Annotated in this window: 12 protein-coding genes and 3 tRNA genes; 7 read left to right on the top strand and 8 right to left on the bottom strand. The window is 66.3% G+C overall.

The genetic code is table 11. From position 1 onward, the window contains the following. Positions 1 to 39: 39 nt before the first annotated feature. Positions 40 to 525 carry a GFA family protein gene (locus tag DBR20_RS19630; RefSeq protein WP_108267841.1) on the bottom strand — a complete coding sequence of 162 codons (486 nt, stop codon included), beginning with the start codon at positions 523 to 525 and terminating at the stop codon, positions 40 to 42. An 84-nt stretch (positions 526 to 609) separates the two neighbouring features. After that, on the bottom strand, positions 610 to 3069 hold the full coding sequence (rnr, locus tag DBR20_RS19635; RefSeq protein WP_108267843.1) for a ribonuclease R: 2460 nt from the start codon (positions 3067 to 3069) through the stop codon (positions 610 to 612). A 128-nt stretch (positions 3070 to 3197) separates the two neighbouring features. Between rnr and DBR20_RS19640 the strand changes: the two genes are divergently transcribed. Further along, positions 3198 to 3282: transfer RNA gene (locus DBR20_RS19640), tRNA-Leu, on the top strand. A gap of 160 nt (positions 3283 to 3442) precedes the next feature. Continuing rightward, a tRNA-Leu gene (locus tag DBR20_RS19645) sits at positions 3443 to 3529 on the top strand. Between the two features lie 60 nt (positions 3530 to 3589). Here the strand turns inward: DBR20_RS19645 and DBR20_RS19650 are convergent. After that, complete coding sequence (locus DBR20_RS19650) at positions 3590 to 4336, bottom strand: sulfite exporter TauE/SafE family protein (protein ID WP_108267845.1); 747 nt, start codon at positions 4334 to 4336, stop codon at positions 3590 to 3592. Positions 4337 to 4435: 99 nt separating this feature from the next. Between DBR20_RS19650 and DBR20_RS19655 the strand changes: the two genes are divergently transcribed. After that, entirely contained in the window at positions 4436 to 5347 is a 912-nt protein-coding gene (locus tag DBR20_RS19655) for a LysR substrate-binding domain-containing protein (RefSeq protein WP_108267847.1), read from the top strand. A 50-nt stretch (positions 5348 to 5397) separates the two neighbouring features. Then, positions 5398 to 5484, top strand: a tRNA-Leu gene (locus DBR20_RS19660). A 190-nt stretch (positions 5485 to 5674) separates the two neighbouring features. Here DBR20_RS19660 and emrB read toward each other — a convergent pair. The 4 genes from emrB to emrR are packed head-to-tail and all read right to left on the bottom strand — an operon-like array spanning position 5675 to position 10393. After that, positions 5675 to 7261 (bottom strand): multidrug efflux MFS transporter permease subunit EmrB, encoded by a 1587-nt coding sequence (gene emrB, locus DBR20_RS19665; RefSeq protein WP_108267849.1) that lies wholly within the window; start codon positions 7259 to 7261, stop codon positions 5675 to 5677. Between the two features lie 8 nt (positions 7262 to 7269). Beyond that, complete coding sequence (emrA, locus tag DBR20_RS19670; RefSeq protein WP_089239888.1) at positions 7270 to 8448, bottom strand: multidrug efflux MFS transporter periplasmic adaptor subunit EmrA; 1179 nt, start codon at positions 8446 to 8448, stop codon at positions 7270 to 7272. Between the two features lie 11 nt (positions 8449 to 8459). Further along, the gene (gene emrC, locus DBR20_RS19675) at positions 8460 to 9953 is read right to left on the bottom strand and encodes a multidrug efflux transporter outer membrane subunit EmrC (protein ID WP_108267851.1); all 1494 of its coding nucleotides are present in this window, start codon (positions 9951 to 9953) and stop codon (positions 8460 to 8462) included. Continuing rightward, entirely contained in the window at positions 9950 to 10393 is a 444-nt protein-coding gene (gene emrR, locus DBR20_RS19680; protein ID WP_025877626.1) for a multidrug efflux system transcriptional regulator EmrR, read from the bottom strand. Before emrR ends, emrC begins: the two co-directional genes overlap by 4 nt. A 145-nt stretch (positions 10394 to 10538) precedes the next feature. Between emrR and DBR20_RS19685 the strand changes: the two genes are divergently transcribed. After that, positions 10539 to 11447 carry a helix-turn-helix transcriptional regulator gene (locus DBR20_RS19685; protein WP_089239882.1) on the top strand — a complete coding sequence of 303 codons (909 nt, stop codon included), beginning with the start codon at positions 10539 to 10541 and terminating at the stop codon, positions 11445 to 11447. 59 nt (positions 11448 to 11506) lie between these two features. Beyond that, positions 11507 to 13750 (top strand): DNA topoisomerase IV subunit A, encoded by a 2244-nt coding sequence (gene parC, locus DBR20_RS19690; RefSeq protein ID WP_108267853.1) that lies wholly within the window; start codon positions 11507 to 11509, stop codon positions 13748 to 13750. 293 nt (positions 13751 to 14043) lie between these two features. Here parC and bfr read toward each other — a convergent pair whose 3' ends face one another. Beyond that, entirely contained in the window at positions 14044 to 14532 is a 489-nt protein-coding gene (gene bfr / locus DBR20_RS19695; RefSeq protein ID WP_108267855.1) for a bacterioferritin, read from the bottom strand. A 125-nt stretch (positions 14533 to 14657) separates the two neighbouring features. Here bfr and DBR20_RS19700 point away from each other — a divergent pair. Then, positions 14658 to 15080, top strand: a 423-nt coding sequence (locus DBR20_RS19700) for a penicillin acylase family protein (RefSeq protein ID WP_146187060.1), incomplete at its 3' end; no start/stop codon positions are given.

Below are 15080 nucleotides of genomic sequence, written 5' to 3' on the forward strand. Positions count from 1 at the left end.
CGACCGTTGTCCGACGCCCCCGCCGGGCATGGCCCGGCGCTACCCGCGCGTGCGCGGTGGCCAGTGCGGGGTGTCGTGGTCGGGGTGCTGGTGGGACACGATCGCGGCGAGGAACTCCAGCGCGGCGGCATCCTCTTCGGTGCGGCGTGCCGGCAGCCTGCCCAGTCCGTCTACGAAGGGCAGCTTGCGCTCGACGCCATACTGGATGGTCGGCGGCAGGCGCTCAGGCTGGTCGAAGGCACCGGCGGCCACCGCCACGCCATCGGGGGCTTCATAGGTCAGCGGCGTGCCGCAGTCGGCGCAGAACCCGCGCCGCACCACGTTGGAGGACTGGAAGTAGCGCGGCTGGCCGCGGGTCCAGCTGAACTGCACGCCACGCACCGAAACCAGCGGCGCGTAGTAGGCGCCGAAGGCCTTCTGGCACATCCGGCAGTGGCAGATCGAGCTGTCGGTCAGCTCGCCCCGCGCCTGGAAGCGGATCGCACCGCACTGGCAGCCGCCGCTGTATTCGGGTTGGCCCTGCATTGCCGCTTCCTCCGAAACGTCGTGCCAACCAACGGTTGGCACCTACCGGGTGAGGTGGGTGCCGACCGTTGGTCGGCACACCTTTCAATACTGCTTTTTCGTGCGCTTGGCCGGCTTACCGCGCTCGGGCAGCGGCGCCGGGTTCTGCACCTCTTCCTCGCCCTTGTGCTCGACCAGACGGAAGTCGATCTTGCGCTCTTCCATGCTGGCCTTCAGCACCAGGATGCGCACCTGGTCACCCAGGCGGTAACTGCTGCCACGGCGCTCACCGGTCAACGTCTTGCGGGTCGCGTCGAACTTGTAATAGTCCTGCGGCAGCTGGGTCACGTGCACCAGGCCCTGAACCTTCGAGTCGGCCAACTCCACGAACAGGCCGAAGCTGGTCACGCCGCTGATCACGCCGTCGAACTGGCCACCCACGTGCTTTTCCATCCACGCGGCGCGGTAACGCTCATCCACCTCGCGCTCGGCTTCATCGGCACGACGCTCACGCTCGGAGCACTGCAGAGCCAGTGCGGCCATCTCGCGGGCGTTGTAGGTGAACTTGTCCAGCGGCTTGCCCGACAGCGCATGCTTGATCGCACGATGCACCAGCAGATCCGGGTAACGACGGATCGGCGAGGTGAAGTGCGCGTACGCCTCCAGCGCCAGGCCGAAGTGGCCGTTGTTGTCGGGGCTGTACACGGCCAGGCTCTGGCTGCGCAGCAGCACTGATTCCAGCAGCGTGGCATCGGGACGGTCGCGGATCTTCTTCAGCAGCTTGGTGTAATCGCCCGGGCGCACCTTCGACCACGGCGGCAGGCTCAGCTTGAACTCCTTGAGGAATTCCAGCAGATCGGCGTACTTGGTCTCCGGCGGCTTCTCATGCACGCGGTAAGGCGCCGGCACATGGCGCGACAACAGATACTTCGCCGCCTCCACGTTGGCCGCGATCATGCATTCCTCGATCAGCTTGTGCGCATCGTTGCGCACCAGCATGCCGGCCTGGGTGACTTCGCCGCGATTGTCGAGCACGAAGCGGACTTCGCTGCTTTCAAACTCGATCGCGCCACGCTTGGTGCGCGCCTTGGACAGCACCTTGTACAGCTGGTGCAGGCGCTGCACCTGCGGCAGCAGGTCGCCGATGAACGCCTTGGCACCGGCATCATCCTCGCCCACCGCCTGCCACACCTGGGTGTAGGTCAGGCGCGCGTGCGAATTCATCACCGCTTCGTAGAAGCGCGAGTGGGTGACGACGCCTTCGCGGTCGATCTGCATGTCGCAGACGAAGCACATGCGGTCGACCTTCGGCATCAGCGAGCAGATGCCGTTGGACAGCGTTTCCGGCAGCATCGGCACCACGAAACCCGGGAAGTACACCGAGGTGGCGCGCTTCTGCGCTTCATCGTCCAGCGGCGTGCCGGGACGGACATAGTTGGAGACGTCGGCAATGGCGACCACCAGGCGGAAGCCGTCGGCGTTCGGCTCGCAGTACACCGCGTCGTCGAAGTCCTTGGCGTCCTCGCCATCAATGGTGACCAGCGGCGTGCTGCGCAGGTCGACGCGGTCACCGATCATCGCCGGCTCGACCACCAGCGGCACCGAGGCGGCTTCGTCCAGCACCTCCTGCGGGAACTCGAACGGCAGTTCGTGGCCGTGAATCGCGGTTTCCACCACCAGCGATGCGGTCAGCTTGTCGCCGAGCACGGCGATGATGCGGCCGATCGGGGGACGGCGGCTGTCCGGTGCCTGGGTCAGTTCGCAGACGACCAGCTGGCCATCGCGCGCACCGCCGATCTGATCCGGTGGCACCTGCACGTTGCGCTGGATGCGCTTGTCATCGGGCACCACGTAGTTGATGCCCATCTCGACGCTGAAGCGGCCGATCAGGCGCGTCATGCCGCGCTCGAGCACGCGGGCGATGCTGCCTTCGCGACGGCCGCGATGATCAATGCCGGTAACACGGGCCAACACCTTGTCGCCGTGCATCACCTTGCGCATTTCATACGGCGGCAGGAACAGATCGTCGCCGCCCTCGACAGGGCGCAGGAAGCCGAACCCTTCCGGATTGGCAATCACCACGCCGGTGACCAGGTTCAACGTCTGGATGGGTGCGAAGCCACCGCGGCGGTTCTGCACCAGCTGGCCATCGCGGACCATGGCGCCGAGCCGGCGCGACAGCGCTTCGGCACGGTCCGGTGCGGTCAGGCCCAGGCGCGCGCCGAGTTCTTCAGCGGTCTGCGGCCCTTCGCAGCGCTCCAGCAGGGCCAGGATGGCCTCGCGGCTGGCAATGGGTTGTTCGTACTTTTCCGCTTCGCGGGACGCATAGGGATCGTCGATCACCTTGCCCGTCGGCGGCAGCTTGCGGCCCGGCGCCGGACCCGGTGCCTCTGCGTTGCGCGGGCCACGTCCGCGCGGCGCGGCGGCGCCATCGGCCACGGCGGGCAGCCAACCCGGCAACGGCTTGCCTGGCTTTTTGTTGCGGGCCGGACCGGCCTTGGCGCCCTTGTTCGGGGCTTCACTGCGGGACTTGCTCCCGCCCTTGCTTGGTTTTTTGGTAGTCATCGCCCTCCATGGTAGCCGTTGCGGGCGTGCAGAACGGGTCAGCAAAACAGTTGAAGCATCCCCATTAAGAATTTTCGGGAAATCGTTGACAGGTCCCCGGTTCATCTTCACAATTGCGCCTCTGGAACGCCCAGATGGCGGAATTGGTAGACGCACTAGTTTCAGGTACTAGCGGGTAAAACCGTGGAGGTTCGAGTCCTCTTCTGGGCACCAACGAAAAAACTCCTCGCTTCGGCGGGGATTTTTTTTGCCTGTAATCCGGATGTGGCACCCCATCCACGCATGGCGTGGATATGCAGGGCGCGACCGGCGCGGGAGTTTCACAAGGGTGTTGACACCTCCATCACGGCACCGCATAATTCTCCTCCTCGACGCCCAGGTGGCGGAATTGGTAGACGCACTAGCTTCAGGTGCTAGCGGGGGCAACTTCGTGGAGGTTCGAGTCCTCTCCTGGGCACCATGTCGAGAATGAAAAACACCCGCGAAAGCGGGTTTTTTCTTGTCTGGCGTCCGGCCAGCATCACCACCACGAACGCAGCACCAGCTCCAGGCCCAGCAGCAACAGGAAGCCGAGGAAGCAGGCACGGAATACCCGCGCGCTGATGCGCTGGCGGATCACCTGCCCCAGCCACATCCCGGCCAGCGACGGCACCACTGCCAAGGCGCTGAGGCCGAGCTGCTGCACGCCGAACGCACCATGCAGCACCAGGCCCGTGGTCAGCGAAATCGTGGACACCGTGAATGCAAGGCCCAGCGCCTGCACCAGCTCGTCGCGCTGCAATCCCAACGACTGCAGGTAGGGCACCGCCGGCATCACGAACACGCCGGTTGCGCCGGTCACCACACCGGACACCGCCCCGACCAGCGGCCCCAGCCAGCGCTCGCGCCGAGCCGGTACCCGCAACACCGGCGCCAGCAACGCGTACCCGGCGTAGACCACCAGCGCCACGCCCAACGCGACACGCGACACATCACGATCCACCCGCACCAGCAACGCGGCGGCACCGAGGGTGGCGATCACCACCGCCAGCATCATCGGCCACAGCCGCCGCACGATCCGCCCCACCGATGGACCGGACAGCAGCTGCCAGGCATTGGTGACAAAGGTGGGAATGAACAGCATCGAGGCCGCCGCTACCGGCGACAACGCGCCGCCCAGCAGCCCCATCGCCACGGTCGGCAGGCCCATGCCGGTCACGCCTTTGACCACCCCGGCCAACAGGAACACCCCCACCAGCAACCCATAGAAGTAGATCGTTTCGTTCATGCCTTCATTGGAGCCGGCGGCAGATCAGCGCACAATGCGGCATTCCCGCCCTACCCTTCGGCTGCTCCGAAGGCAACGGCCACGATGCGAGGTCATGACATGCGCCTGGACATTGCCGATCTGCGCCTGTTCCTGGCGGTGGCCGACGCCGGCAGCATCACCGCCGGCGCCGTAGAGGCGAATCTGGCACTGGGCTCGGCCAGCGAACGCCTGCGCGCGATCGAAACCGACGCCGGCACCGCGCTGCTGACCCGTCACCCGCGCGGCGTCAGCGTCACCGAAGCGGGCGCCGCACTGGCCCATCACGCGCGCCTGATCCTGCAGCAGCAGGCACAGCTGCGCGGCGAACTGCAGGCCTTCGCCCACGGCGCGCGCGGTACGTTGCACCTGTATGCCAACACCGCGGCACTGACAAACTATCTGCCCGCGCGACTGGCCCCATGGCTGGCCGAACGCCCTCGCCTGCGCGTCGAACTGCACGAACGCACCAGCAATGAAGTCGTGCGCGCGATCCGTGCCGGCCAGGCAGAGGCCGGCATCATCAGTGACGCCGTCCCCGCCGACGGGTTGCACCGCCATGTGGTTGCGGAAGACCCGCTGATGATGCTGCTGCCGGCTGGCCATCGCTTCGCCGCGCGGCGCTCGCTCGACTTCAGCGATGTGCTGGGCGAGACCTTCGTCGCGCTGGCCGACGGCAACGCACTGCAGACCTATATCGAAGAACTGGCAGCAGAGTCCGGACGCACGCTCGACGTGCGCATCCGCATGAAGACCTTCGAAGGCCTGTGCACGATGGTGGGCCTTGGCATCGGCGTGGGCATCGCGCCACGCACGATCGCACGGCAGCACCGACGGGCCACCGGCATTGTCGCCGTTGCACTCGGCAACGCATGGGCACAGCGCCGACTGTGCGCCGCGTTTGCCGACTGGAAAACGCTCTCGCCGCCGATGCGCAGCCTGCTGCTGCATCTGGATGTGGACGCGGAAATGGGTGCAGAAAAAAATGTGTGAAATGGTGTTGACACATATCCAACCTTCCTGCAAAATTCTCCTCCTGAGTCGCCCAGGTGGCGGAATTGGTAGACGCACTAGCTTCAGGTGCTAGCGGGGGCAACTTCGTGGAGGTTCGAGTCCTCTCCTGGGCACCATGACTCAGACAATGATCAAACCCGCGCAAGCGGGTTTTTTCATGTCCGGAATTTGAAACGCGATCGTTATCGCGGCGGTTCATCCACGCGTGGCGTGGATCTACTGAAAGCCTCACGCATGGTGTGGATGCGGTGCAAACAAAAACCCCGCCTTCCGGCGGGGTTTCTGCGTTTCAACAACAACGATCGATCAGTGCCCGCCACCGGCTGCGGCACCCGCACCTGCACCGAATGGCGGCTTGGCCAGCCACAGGAACGAGATGATCGCCAGGAAGATCCAGCCCAACAGGAAGAAGATGTCGTTGAAACCCATCTGCGATGCCTGGTGGTTGATCATGTTGTTCAGCACCGCCGCACCATGTTGCAGGTCTCCCTGCCCCATCGCCGCCACCTGGTCCTGCATGCCCGGCTGATATACCGAGATGTGTTCGGTCAGGTCTGCGTGATGCACCTGCGTACGACGCGCCCACAACCAGGTGGTCAGCGACGCGGCGAAGCTGCCGCCCAGCGTCCGCAGGAACGTGGCCAGGCCCGAGCCGGCCGCGATCTCACGACCATCCAGGTCCGACAGCAGGATCTGCAGCACCGGCATGAAGAACAACGCCACGCCGATACCCATGATCAGCTGCACGCCGGCCACATGATTGAAGTCCACCTGCAGGTTGAAGCCCGAACGCAGGAAACTGGTCATCGACAGCACCACGAACGCGATCGTGGCCAGCATGCGCATGTCGAAGCGCGATGCGTACTTGCCCACGAACGGGGTCATGATCACCGGCAGGATGCCGATCGGCGCCGTCGCCAGGCCCGCCCAGATCGCGGTGTAACCCATGTCGCGCTGCAGCCACTGCGGAATCAGCAGGGCCACGCTGAAGAACGCCGCGTAAGCCACCACCATCGCCAGCGTGCCGGCACGGAAGTTGCGGTGCCGGAACAGCTTCAGGTCGACGATAGGATCCTTGTCGGTCAGTTCCCAGATCAGGAACACGGTCAGCGCCACCACGGCCACGCAGGCCAGCACCACGATCTTCATCGACGAGAACCAGTCCTCGTCGTTGCCAAGGTCGAGCACCAGCTGCAAGGCACCCACGCCGATCACCAGGGTGACCAGGCCGACGTAGTCCATCTTCGGCTTCTCGACCTGCTCCGGGCGTCCCTTCAACTGATTGCCGACCACCAGCGCTGCGAAGATGCCCAGCGGTACGTTGATCAGGAAGATCCATTCCCAACTGTAGTTGTCGGTGATCCAGCCACCGAGGATCGGCCCACAGATTGGTGCTACCACGGTGATCATCGCCAGCAGCGCCAGCGCCTGTCCGCGCTTCTCTCTTGGATAGATCGAGACCAGCAGCGACTGGGTGATGGGATACATCGGGCCGGCGACGAAGCCCTGCAGCGCGCGCGACAGCACCAGCATGCCCATGCTCTGGGCCAGGCCGCACAGCAGCGAGGTGATCACGAAGGCCAGCGTGGCCCACACGAACAGCTTGCGCTCGCCGAAGCGACGGCTGAGCCAGCCGGTCAGCGGCAGTGCGATCGCGGTGCTGACCGCGAACGAGGTGATGACCCACGTCGCCTGCTGCGAACTGGCGCCAAGATTACCGGCGATGGTCGGCAACGAGACGTTGGCGATGGTGGTGTCGAGCACCTGCATGAACGAGGCCATCGCCAGGCCCACGGTGCACAGGGCCACACTGGGTGGCAGGAAGCCGGCGGCCGCACCCGGCGCCGCCGGTGCGCCCGGAGAGCCGGGCGCAGCTGGAGCTTGTGCGGACATGGCCGGCCTCAGCTCGCCTTGCCCTGCTGCGGCAGGTTGCCCTGGATGATCGTGTGGATCACCTCATCGGCATCGTGCAACTGCTTGGCGTACACGTCGGTGTCGAACACCGTGCCCTTGGCGGCCGCGCTCGGCAGCACTTCGCCCTTCTGGTCGCGCAGGCTCACTTCGGCCTTCATCGACAGGCCGATGCGCAGCGGGTGTTCGGCCAGCTGCTTGGCATCGATGGCGATGCGCACCGGCACGCGCTGCACGATCTTGATCCAGTTGCCGCTGGCATTCTGCGCCGGCAGCAACGAGAACGCCGAACCGGTGCCCAGGCCGAGGCTGTCGATGCGGCCCTTGTACTTCACGTCGCCGGCATACAGGTCCGACTTCAGCTCCACTTCCTGGCCCAAGCGCATGTGGCGCAGCTGGGTTTCCTTGAAGTTGGCCTCAACCCACATCTGCTCGGTCGGCACCACTGCCATCAGGGCATTGCCCGGCTGCACGCGCTGGCCGACCTGCACCGAACGACGGGCGACATAGCCGGTGACCGGCGCGACGATGCCCGAACGCGCATTGTTGAGGAAGGCCTGGCGCAGCTGTGCGGCGGCGGCCTGCACATCCGGCTGGGTGGCGATCACGGTGTCGTCGACCAGCGCACGGTTGCGCTCGACGGTCTCGCGCGAACCGGCCACGGCCGCTTCGGCAGCCGCCAGCTCATCGCCGGCGTGGGCCAGTTCTTCGTTGGAAATGGCGCCGGTGGCGGCCAGGCCCTTGCGGCGTGCGAAGTCGTCGCGCACGCGCTTCAGGGTCACCTGGCGTGCGTTCAGATCTGCCTGCGCACCTTCGACGCTGCGGTACAGACCGCGGGTCTGGCGCACGGTCTTGGCCAGGTTGGCTTCAGCCTGCTGCAGGGCTACCGAGGTATCGGCCGGGTCCAGCTGCACCAGCAGCTGGCCGCGCTCCACGCGCATGCCGTCATCGGCGTTGATGGCGACCACGGTACCGGCCACCAGCGGGGTGATCTGCACCTGGTTGCCCTGCACGTAGGCGTCGTCGGTCTCTTCGAACCAACGGCCGAACATGAAGTACCACAGCGCCAGTGCCGCCAGCAGCAGCACGACGATCACGAACAGGCCGCGCAGCAGCTTGCCGCGACGGTTGGGGGCGGCAGGGGCCGCAGTGTCTTGGGTCTGGCTCATGGCAGGCGTCTTCAGGAATGCGAGGAATCGGAATGGGAAGCAAGCGGTGCGGCGTCGGCGTCACTGGGCTGGAAACCACCGCCGAGCGCCTTGCTCAGGCGCACCGAGGTCTGCAGCTGCTGCGACTGCAGGCCGGCCAGCTGCTGCTGCGATTGCAGCAGGGTGGACTGCGCGGTCAGCACGTCCAGGTAGCTGCCGATGCCGGCGCGATAGCGCTGCTGGGCCAGGTCGAACGCGGCGCGTGCGGTATCCACCGCCTGCTGCTGCGACTGTGCCTGCTGCGCCAGTGAGCGCACTGCGTTGACCTGGTCGGCCACGTCGCGCAGTGCATCGAGCACCGCCTGGTTGTAGTTCGCTACGGCCAGGTCGTATTGCGCGTCGGTGTTGGCCAGGTTGGCGCGCAGCTTGCCGCCTTCGAAGATCGGCATGCTCAGCGCCGGGCCGATGTAGGCGAAGCTGGAGCTGCTCTGCAGCAGGTCGCCGATATTCGGTGCGACCACGCCGGCCAGCGCGGTCAGGTTGAGGCTCGGGTAGAACTTGGTCTTGGCGACCTTGATCTGCTTGTCGGCCGCTTCCACCCGCCAGCGCGCGGCGACGATGTCGGGGCGACGACCGAGCAGCTCACTGGGCACCACGCCCGGCAGCTGCAGCGCCAACGGGTTCATCGCGCGCGGGCGTTCGATCGACAGGCCCCGGTCCGGGCCCTTGCCGACCAGCGCGGCCAATGCAGTGCGTCCCGCATCGATACGCTGCTGCGCCGCCAGCAACTGCTGCTGTGCGGCCGGCACACGGGCTTCGGCCTGGCGCACCTGCAGGTCGCTGTCGATGCCGGCGCTGCGACGCTGACGGGTCAGTTCCAGCGACTTCTGCGAGCGCGCCAGCTCTTCTTCGGCCACGTCGTTGAGCTGCCAAGCGTAGGCCAGGTCGGTATAGGCCTGGGCGATGCCGGTGGACAGGTTCAGGCGTGCGGCCTGGGCCTCGACGGTAGCGGCATGAGCGCCGTCCACGGCGGCCTCCCAGGCGGCGCGCTTGCCACCCCAGAGGTCGATGCCGTAGCTGAAATCGAAGGCGACCTGGCTGCTGCCGGCGTAATGGCCACCGATTTCATCGCCGGCCATCGATTCGGGCAGGCGCAGGCCGGTGTAGCCACCGGACACGGAGAGGCTGGGCAGGCGATCGGCGCGTGCGGTGCCGACCTGTGACTGTGCCTGGCGCAGGCGGGCGTCGGCGGCGTCCAGGCTCGGATGCCCAGCCAGGCCTTCGGCGATCAGCGCATCCAGCTGCGCGTCGCCCAGTGCCTTCCACCAGTCCTGGGCGGGAAAACCGGCAGCGCTCAGGTCGCTGTCGGCCAGGGTGCGTTCGCTGTGCAGGCTGTCCACGTCGAGCACGTGGCCCTGCGGGGTGAGGCCGCGGCTGCTGGCGCAGGCGGCCAGGGCCAGGGCCAGCGCTGAAACCAGCAGCGCGCGCCCGGACCGGCGGAGAGTGGGATGCGGGATCGGGTTCATGGGGTCGTCAGGGAATCGCGGATTCGGGTCAGGAGGGACAGCAGCTGGGTGCGTTCGTCGGCGGACAGATCGCGCAGGGCGTAATCCATCACCGCGTCGCCGCGCAGCTTCAACCGCGCCCACAGCGCGCGGCCTTCATCGGTCAATACGATCTGCAGCGCACGCCGGTCCTGGGCATGCGGCTCGCGGCGCACGCAACCGAGCGCTTCCAGCTTGTCCAGCAGGCGGGTGACCGCGCTGGGCACCTGGTCGATGGCCTGGGCCAGTTCGTTGGCCGTGCACGGCGCCATGTTCGAGAGCACCTTCAGCCCGATGTAGTGGGTGAAGCCGATGCCGAGGTCTTCTTCGGCCATGGACGCATCGAGCTGGCGGACCAGGCCGTCGCGCACCTGGCGCAGCAGCAGGCCGAAGCTGGGGGGAGTGGTTGCAGGACAGATCATGGGGGAGCATTCTCTTCCAAAAAAAATATTTCTCAATGGAAATATTCGATCTGGCATCAAATGCTGTGTTGCAGCAATGGGCTGGATCAGGTGAAGGCGCCACCTTAATGGCGCCCCCAACTGGCCCGGTAGTACAATCCAGCCAATGAATGTCACATTCAAGCCACCCCCAGCCCACGTGAAGGCGGGCGAACCTGGACCTGCCACCCTGCTGCGTGAAGAAGCGCTGGACTGGTTCGAGCGCAATGACGGCCCGCCGGTCATCGCCTTCCGCTTCGACAGCCCGCAGGGGCTGGCCCGCGAAGTGGACTGGCATCACCACGTCCGCGCGCAGCTGATCTGCGTCGAACGCGGCCTGCTGACCACCCGCACCTCGCATGGCACCTGGTCGCTGGCGCCAGGCTCGGCGGGCTGGATGCCACCGGCCGAACCGCATACGGTCCACATCGATGGACCCCTGCGCGGCTGGGGCATGGTGCTGGCCGCACCGCTGTGCGCCGAACTGCCGGCCGACCCCTGCGTACTGGGCATCTCGCGGCTGGCGCAGGCGGTGGCTGAACGCATCTGCGACTGGCCGCAGGACTACGAAAGCACCACCGAACGGCAGCACATCATCAACGTGCTGCTGGACGAGATCCGTACCGCGCCGCGCCAGCGCATGCACCTGCCGATGCCACGCGACCGGCGCCTGCTGAAGATCGCCTCGCAGCTGCTGGCCGACCCGGCCGACGAGCGCGGCCTGGCGCAGTGGGCGCATTGGGCCGGCCTGTCGCCGCGCAGCCTGACCCGTCATTTCCGCGACGAGACCACCCTGAGCTTCGCCCAGTGGCGCCAGCAGGCGCGGCTGGCCGAGGCGCTGCGGCAGCTCAGCGAGGGCCGCAGCGTGGCCGATATCGCCCACGCACTGGGCTTCAGCAGCGCCAGCGCCTTCGTCACCGTGTTCCGGCGACACTTCGGGTTGCCGCCCGGACGCTACCTGGCACGGGCCGGCCACGGCCTGGAACCGGGCCTTGACCCTGCACGCGGCTTGGCATCCCCCGCCGCATCCGGATAATCACTGGATTGAGAGCGGCGACCGCCGTCACCGCCTCCCGACATAGGTAACAACGCCGCATGACCGATCTTGCCCGCCCCGTGTTCCACGGTTTCGAACAACTGCCGCTGCGCGAGTACGCCGAACGCGCCTACCTCGACTACTCGATGTACGTGGTCCTGGATCGCGCCCTGCCGTTCCTCGGCGACGGCCTGAAGCCGGTGCAGCGCCGCATCATCTATGCGATGAGCGAGCTGGGCCTGAATGCCGCGTCCAAGCCGAAGAAGTCCGCGCGCACCGTCGGTGACGTCATCGGTAAGTACCACCCGCATGGCGACAGCGCGTGCTACGAAGCGCTGGTGCTGATGGCGCAGCCGTTCTCGTACCGTTATCCGCTGATCGAAGGCCAGGGCAACTTCGGTTCCAGCGATGACCCGAAGTCGTTCGCGGCGATGCGTTACACCGAATCCAAGCTGACCCCGATCGCCGAAGTGCTGCTGGGCGAACTGGGCCAGGGCACCACCGACTGGGCGCCGAACTTCGACGGCACCCTGCAGGAACCGACCTGGATGCCGGCACGCCTGCCGCATCTGCTGCTGAACGGCACCACCGGCATCGCCGTGGGCATGGCCACCGATGTGCCGCCGCACAACCTCAACGAGATCGTCAGCGCGCTGCTGCACCTGCTGGACGATCCGGACGCCAGCGTGCGCGACCTGTGCGAGCACGTGAAGGGCCCCGACTACCCATCCAATGCCGAGATCATCACCCCGGCCAACGACCTGCGGAACATGTACGAGACCGGCAACGGCAGCGTGCGTGCGCGTGCGACCTACATCAAGGAAACCCACAACGTGGTGGTCACCGCGTTGCCGTTCCAGGTGTCGCCGTCGAAGGTGATCGAGCAGATCGCCGCGCAGATGCGTGCCAAGAAACTGCCGTGGCTGGAAGACGTACGCGATGAGTCCGACCACGCCAACCCGGTGCGCGTGGTACTGGTGCCGCGCTCGAACCGCGTCGACGCCGAGCAGTTGATGGGCCACCTGTTCGCCACCACGGACATGGAGCGCAGTTACCGCGTCAACCTCAACGTGATCGGGCTGGACGGCCGTCCGCAGGTGAAGAACCTGAAGACGCTGCTCAGCGAATGGCTGGCGTTCCGTAGCAGCACCGTCACCCGCCGCCTGCAGCACCGCCTGCAGAAGGTCGAGCGTCGCCTGCACCTGTTGGAAGGCCTGCTGGTGGCGTTCCTCAACCTGGACGAGGTGATCCACATCATCCGTACCGAGGACGAACCGAAGGCGGCGCTGATCGCGCGCTTCGGCCTGTCCGAAGACCAGGCCGAGTACATCCTGGAAACCAAGCTGAAGCAGCTGGCCCGCCTGGAAGAGATGAAGATCCGTGGCGAGCAGGACGAGCTGGCCAAGGAACGCGACAAGATCATGGCCATCCTCGACAGCAAGACCAAGCTGAAGAAGCTGATCCGCGACGAGCTGCAGGCCGATGCCAAGAAGTTCGGTGACGAGCGCCGTTCGCCGCTGGTGCAGCGCCAGGCGGCGCAGGCCATCGACGAGACCGAACTGGTACCGAGCGAACCGATGACGGTGGTGATGTCCGAGAAGGGCTGGATCCGCGCCGCCAAGGGCCACGACATCGACGCTTCGACCCTGTCCTATCGCGATGGCGATGCCCTGCAGGGCGCGGTGCGAGCACGCAGCACCCAGCAGGTCGCGTTCCTCGACAGCGAAGGCCGCGCCTACTCCACGCCGGTGCATACCCTGCCCTCGGCACGCGGCAACGGTGAACCGCTGACCGGCCGCTTCTCGCCGGCCGCGGGCACCAGCTTCGTGACCCTGGCCAGCGCCGAACCGGATACCCGCTTCGTGCTGGCCTCGACCCACGGCTACGGTTTCGTCACCCGCTTCGAGAACCTGATCGGTCGCAACAAGGCCGGCAAGGCGATGCTGAACCTGTCGGCGGGCTCCTCGGTGCTGTCGCCGTCGGTGGTGGCCAACGTCGCCACCGACCGCATCGTCGCGGTGACCAGCTCGGGCAATCTGCTGGCGATCGCCGCCAGCGACCTGCCGGAACTGGACAAGGGCAAGGGCAACAAGATCATCGAGATCCCCAAGGCCAAGCTCGCCACCGAACGCGTGGTGGCGATCGTGGCAATCAGCCCGGGGCAGACCCTGCAGGTGCGCAGTGGCCAGCGCACGATGGGCCTGAAGTTCAACGAGCTCGAGGCCTATCTGGGCGCCCGCGCCACCCGTGGCCACCTGCTGCCGCGTGGCTGGCAGAAAGTGGAAGGGCTGTCGGTCGAATGAGGGTAGGTGTCAACCTTGGTTGACACACCCTGCCCGGCGCTACCGGGAACGGGACGTCAGACACAAAAAAGCCGGGGCATTCCCCGGCTTTCTTGTTTGTCGGCTGGCGGGCGGTGGAGCAGCTGGCTGGCGAAGGCTGGCTGGCGGTGCTCCGGTGCTGGCGGGCGACGGGACGTCGTGCTTCTGCGAAATGCAGCCAAGCATGGCTTGGCTCTACATCAGGTAGAGCAGCCGAGCATGGCTCGGCTCTACATCAAGCGGCACCGGGCATCGCCCGGCGCTACAACACGCGGTCAGTGCGCCGGGGCGCCGCTGCCGTCGATCTTGCTCAGCTGGTACAGCTCCAGACCGATGCGCTTGATCAGGCCCAGCTGCTGCTCCAGCCACCAGGCGTGGTCTTCCTCGGTGTCCTTCAACTGCGCCAGCAGCATGTCGCGGCTCACGTAGTCGCCCTTCTCCTCGCACAGCTTCATGCCGGCGGCGAGGTTGTTGCGAACGGCGTATTCGGTGTCCAGGTCCTTGCGCAGCATTTCCTCCACGGTCCTGCCCGGCTCGGTGGCATGCGGGCGCATGTCCGGGTCGCCGCCCAGGAACAGTATCCGGCGCAGCAGCGCGTCGGCATGCTGGGTCTCTTCTTCCATCTCGTGGTTCAGGCGTTCGTACAGCGCGAACAGGCCCTGGTCCTCGTAGCGGCGGGAGTGGATGAAGTACTGGTCGCGGGCGGCGAGTTCGCCGCGCAGCAGTTCCTTCAGGCAGGCGATGACGTCCGGGTTGCCTTTCATGGGGGGAGCTCCTGTGAATCGATGGCGCCCATGGTGCCCCATCTGGAAATACGGTGATCTAATCGGAATCAGTCGCAGTTGCGCCTGCGGCTACAATCGGCCGACATGCTCGGGAAGGACCTGCAATGCGTCGTAAGTGGCGGTGGATTCTGGGTGCGTTGGTCGTGATCGTGCTGCTCGCGGTCCTGGTCCTGTGGTTGCTGCTGCGCGGCAGCCTGGCCGAGCTGGATGGCGAGCGCCCTTTGCCCGGGCTGGCCGGCAAGGTCACCGTGGAGCGCGATGCGCTGGGGGTGGTCACCATCACCGCCGGCAACAAGGCTGATGCGCTGCGGGCGCTCGGCCGTATTCACGCGCAGGAACGTTATTTCGAAATGGACCTGATGCGGCGCAGTGCCGCCGGTGAACTGTCCGCGCTGTTCGGGGCGAAGGCGATCGAAGCCGACAAGCGCATGCACGTACACCGCCTGCGCGCGCGCACTGAGGCCCATCTGCAGGATGCGCTGGGCAGCGACCCTGCGGCTGCGCGCGCCTATGTGGACGGGGTCAAC

The sequence above is a fragment of the Stenotrophomonas sp. HMWF023 genome (genome assembly GCF_003060985.1).
Lineage (GTDB): Bacteria > Pseudomonadota > Gammaproteobacteria > Xanthomonadales > Xanthomonadaceae > Stenotrophomonas > Stenotrophomonas lactitubi.

Coding starts and splice junctions, on each gene's coding strand:
- DBR20_RS19630 (WP_108267841.1), bottom strand. CDS start 525: ATGCAGGGCCAACCCGAATACAGCGGCGGCTGCCAGTGCGGTGCGATC.
- rnr (WP_108267843.1), bottom strand. CDS start 3,069: ATGACTACCAAAAAACCAAGCAAGGGCGGGAGCAAGTCCCGCAGTGAA.
- DBR20_RS19650 (WP_108267845.1), bottom strand. CDS start 4,336: ATGAACGAAACGATCTACTTCTATGGGTTGCTGGTGGGGGTGTTCCTG.
- DBR20_RS19655 (WP_108267847.1), top strand. CDS start 4,436: ATGCGCCTGGACATTGCCGATCTGCGCCTGTTCCTGGCGGTGGCCGAC.
- emrB (WP_108267849.1), bottom strand. CDS start 7,261: ATGTCCGCACAAGCTCCAGCTGCGCCCGGCTCTCCGGGCGCACCGGCG.
- emrA (WP_089239888.1), bottom strand. CDS start 8,448: ATGAGCCAGACCCAAGACACTGCGGCCCCTGCCGCCCCCAACCGTCGC.
- emrC (WP_108267851.1), bottom strand. CDS start 9,953: ATGAACCCGATCCCGCATCCCACTCTCCGCCGGTCCGGGCGCGCGCTG.
- emrR (WP_025877626.1), bottom strand. CDS start 10,393: ATGATCTGTCCTGCAACCACTCCCCCCAGCTTCGGCCTGCTGCTGCGC.
- DBR20_RS19685 (WP_089239882.1), top strand. CDS start 10,539: ATGAATGTCACATTCAAGCCACCCCCAGCCCACGTGAAGGCGGGCGAA.
- parC (WP_108267853.1), top strand. CDS start 11,507: ATGACCGATCTTGCCCGCCCCGTGTTCCACGGTTTCGAACAACTGCCG.
- bfr (WP_108267855.1), bottom strand. CDS start 14,532: ATGAAAGGCAACCCGGACGTCATCGCCTGCCTGAAGGAACTGCTGCGC.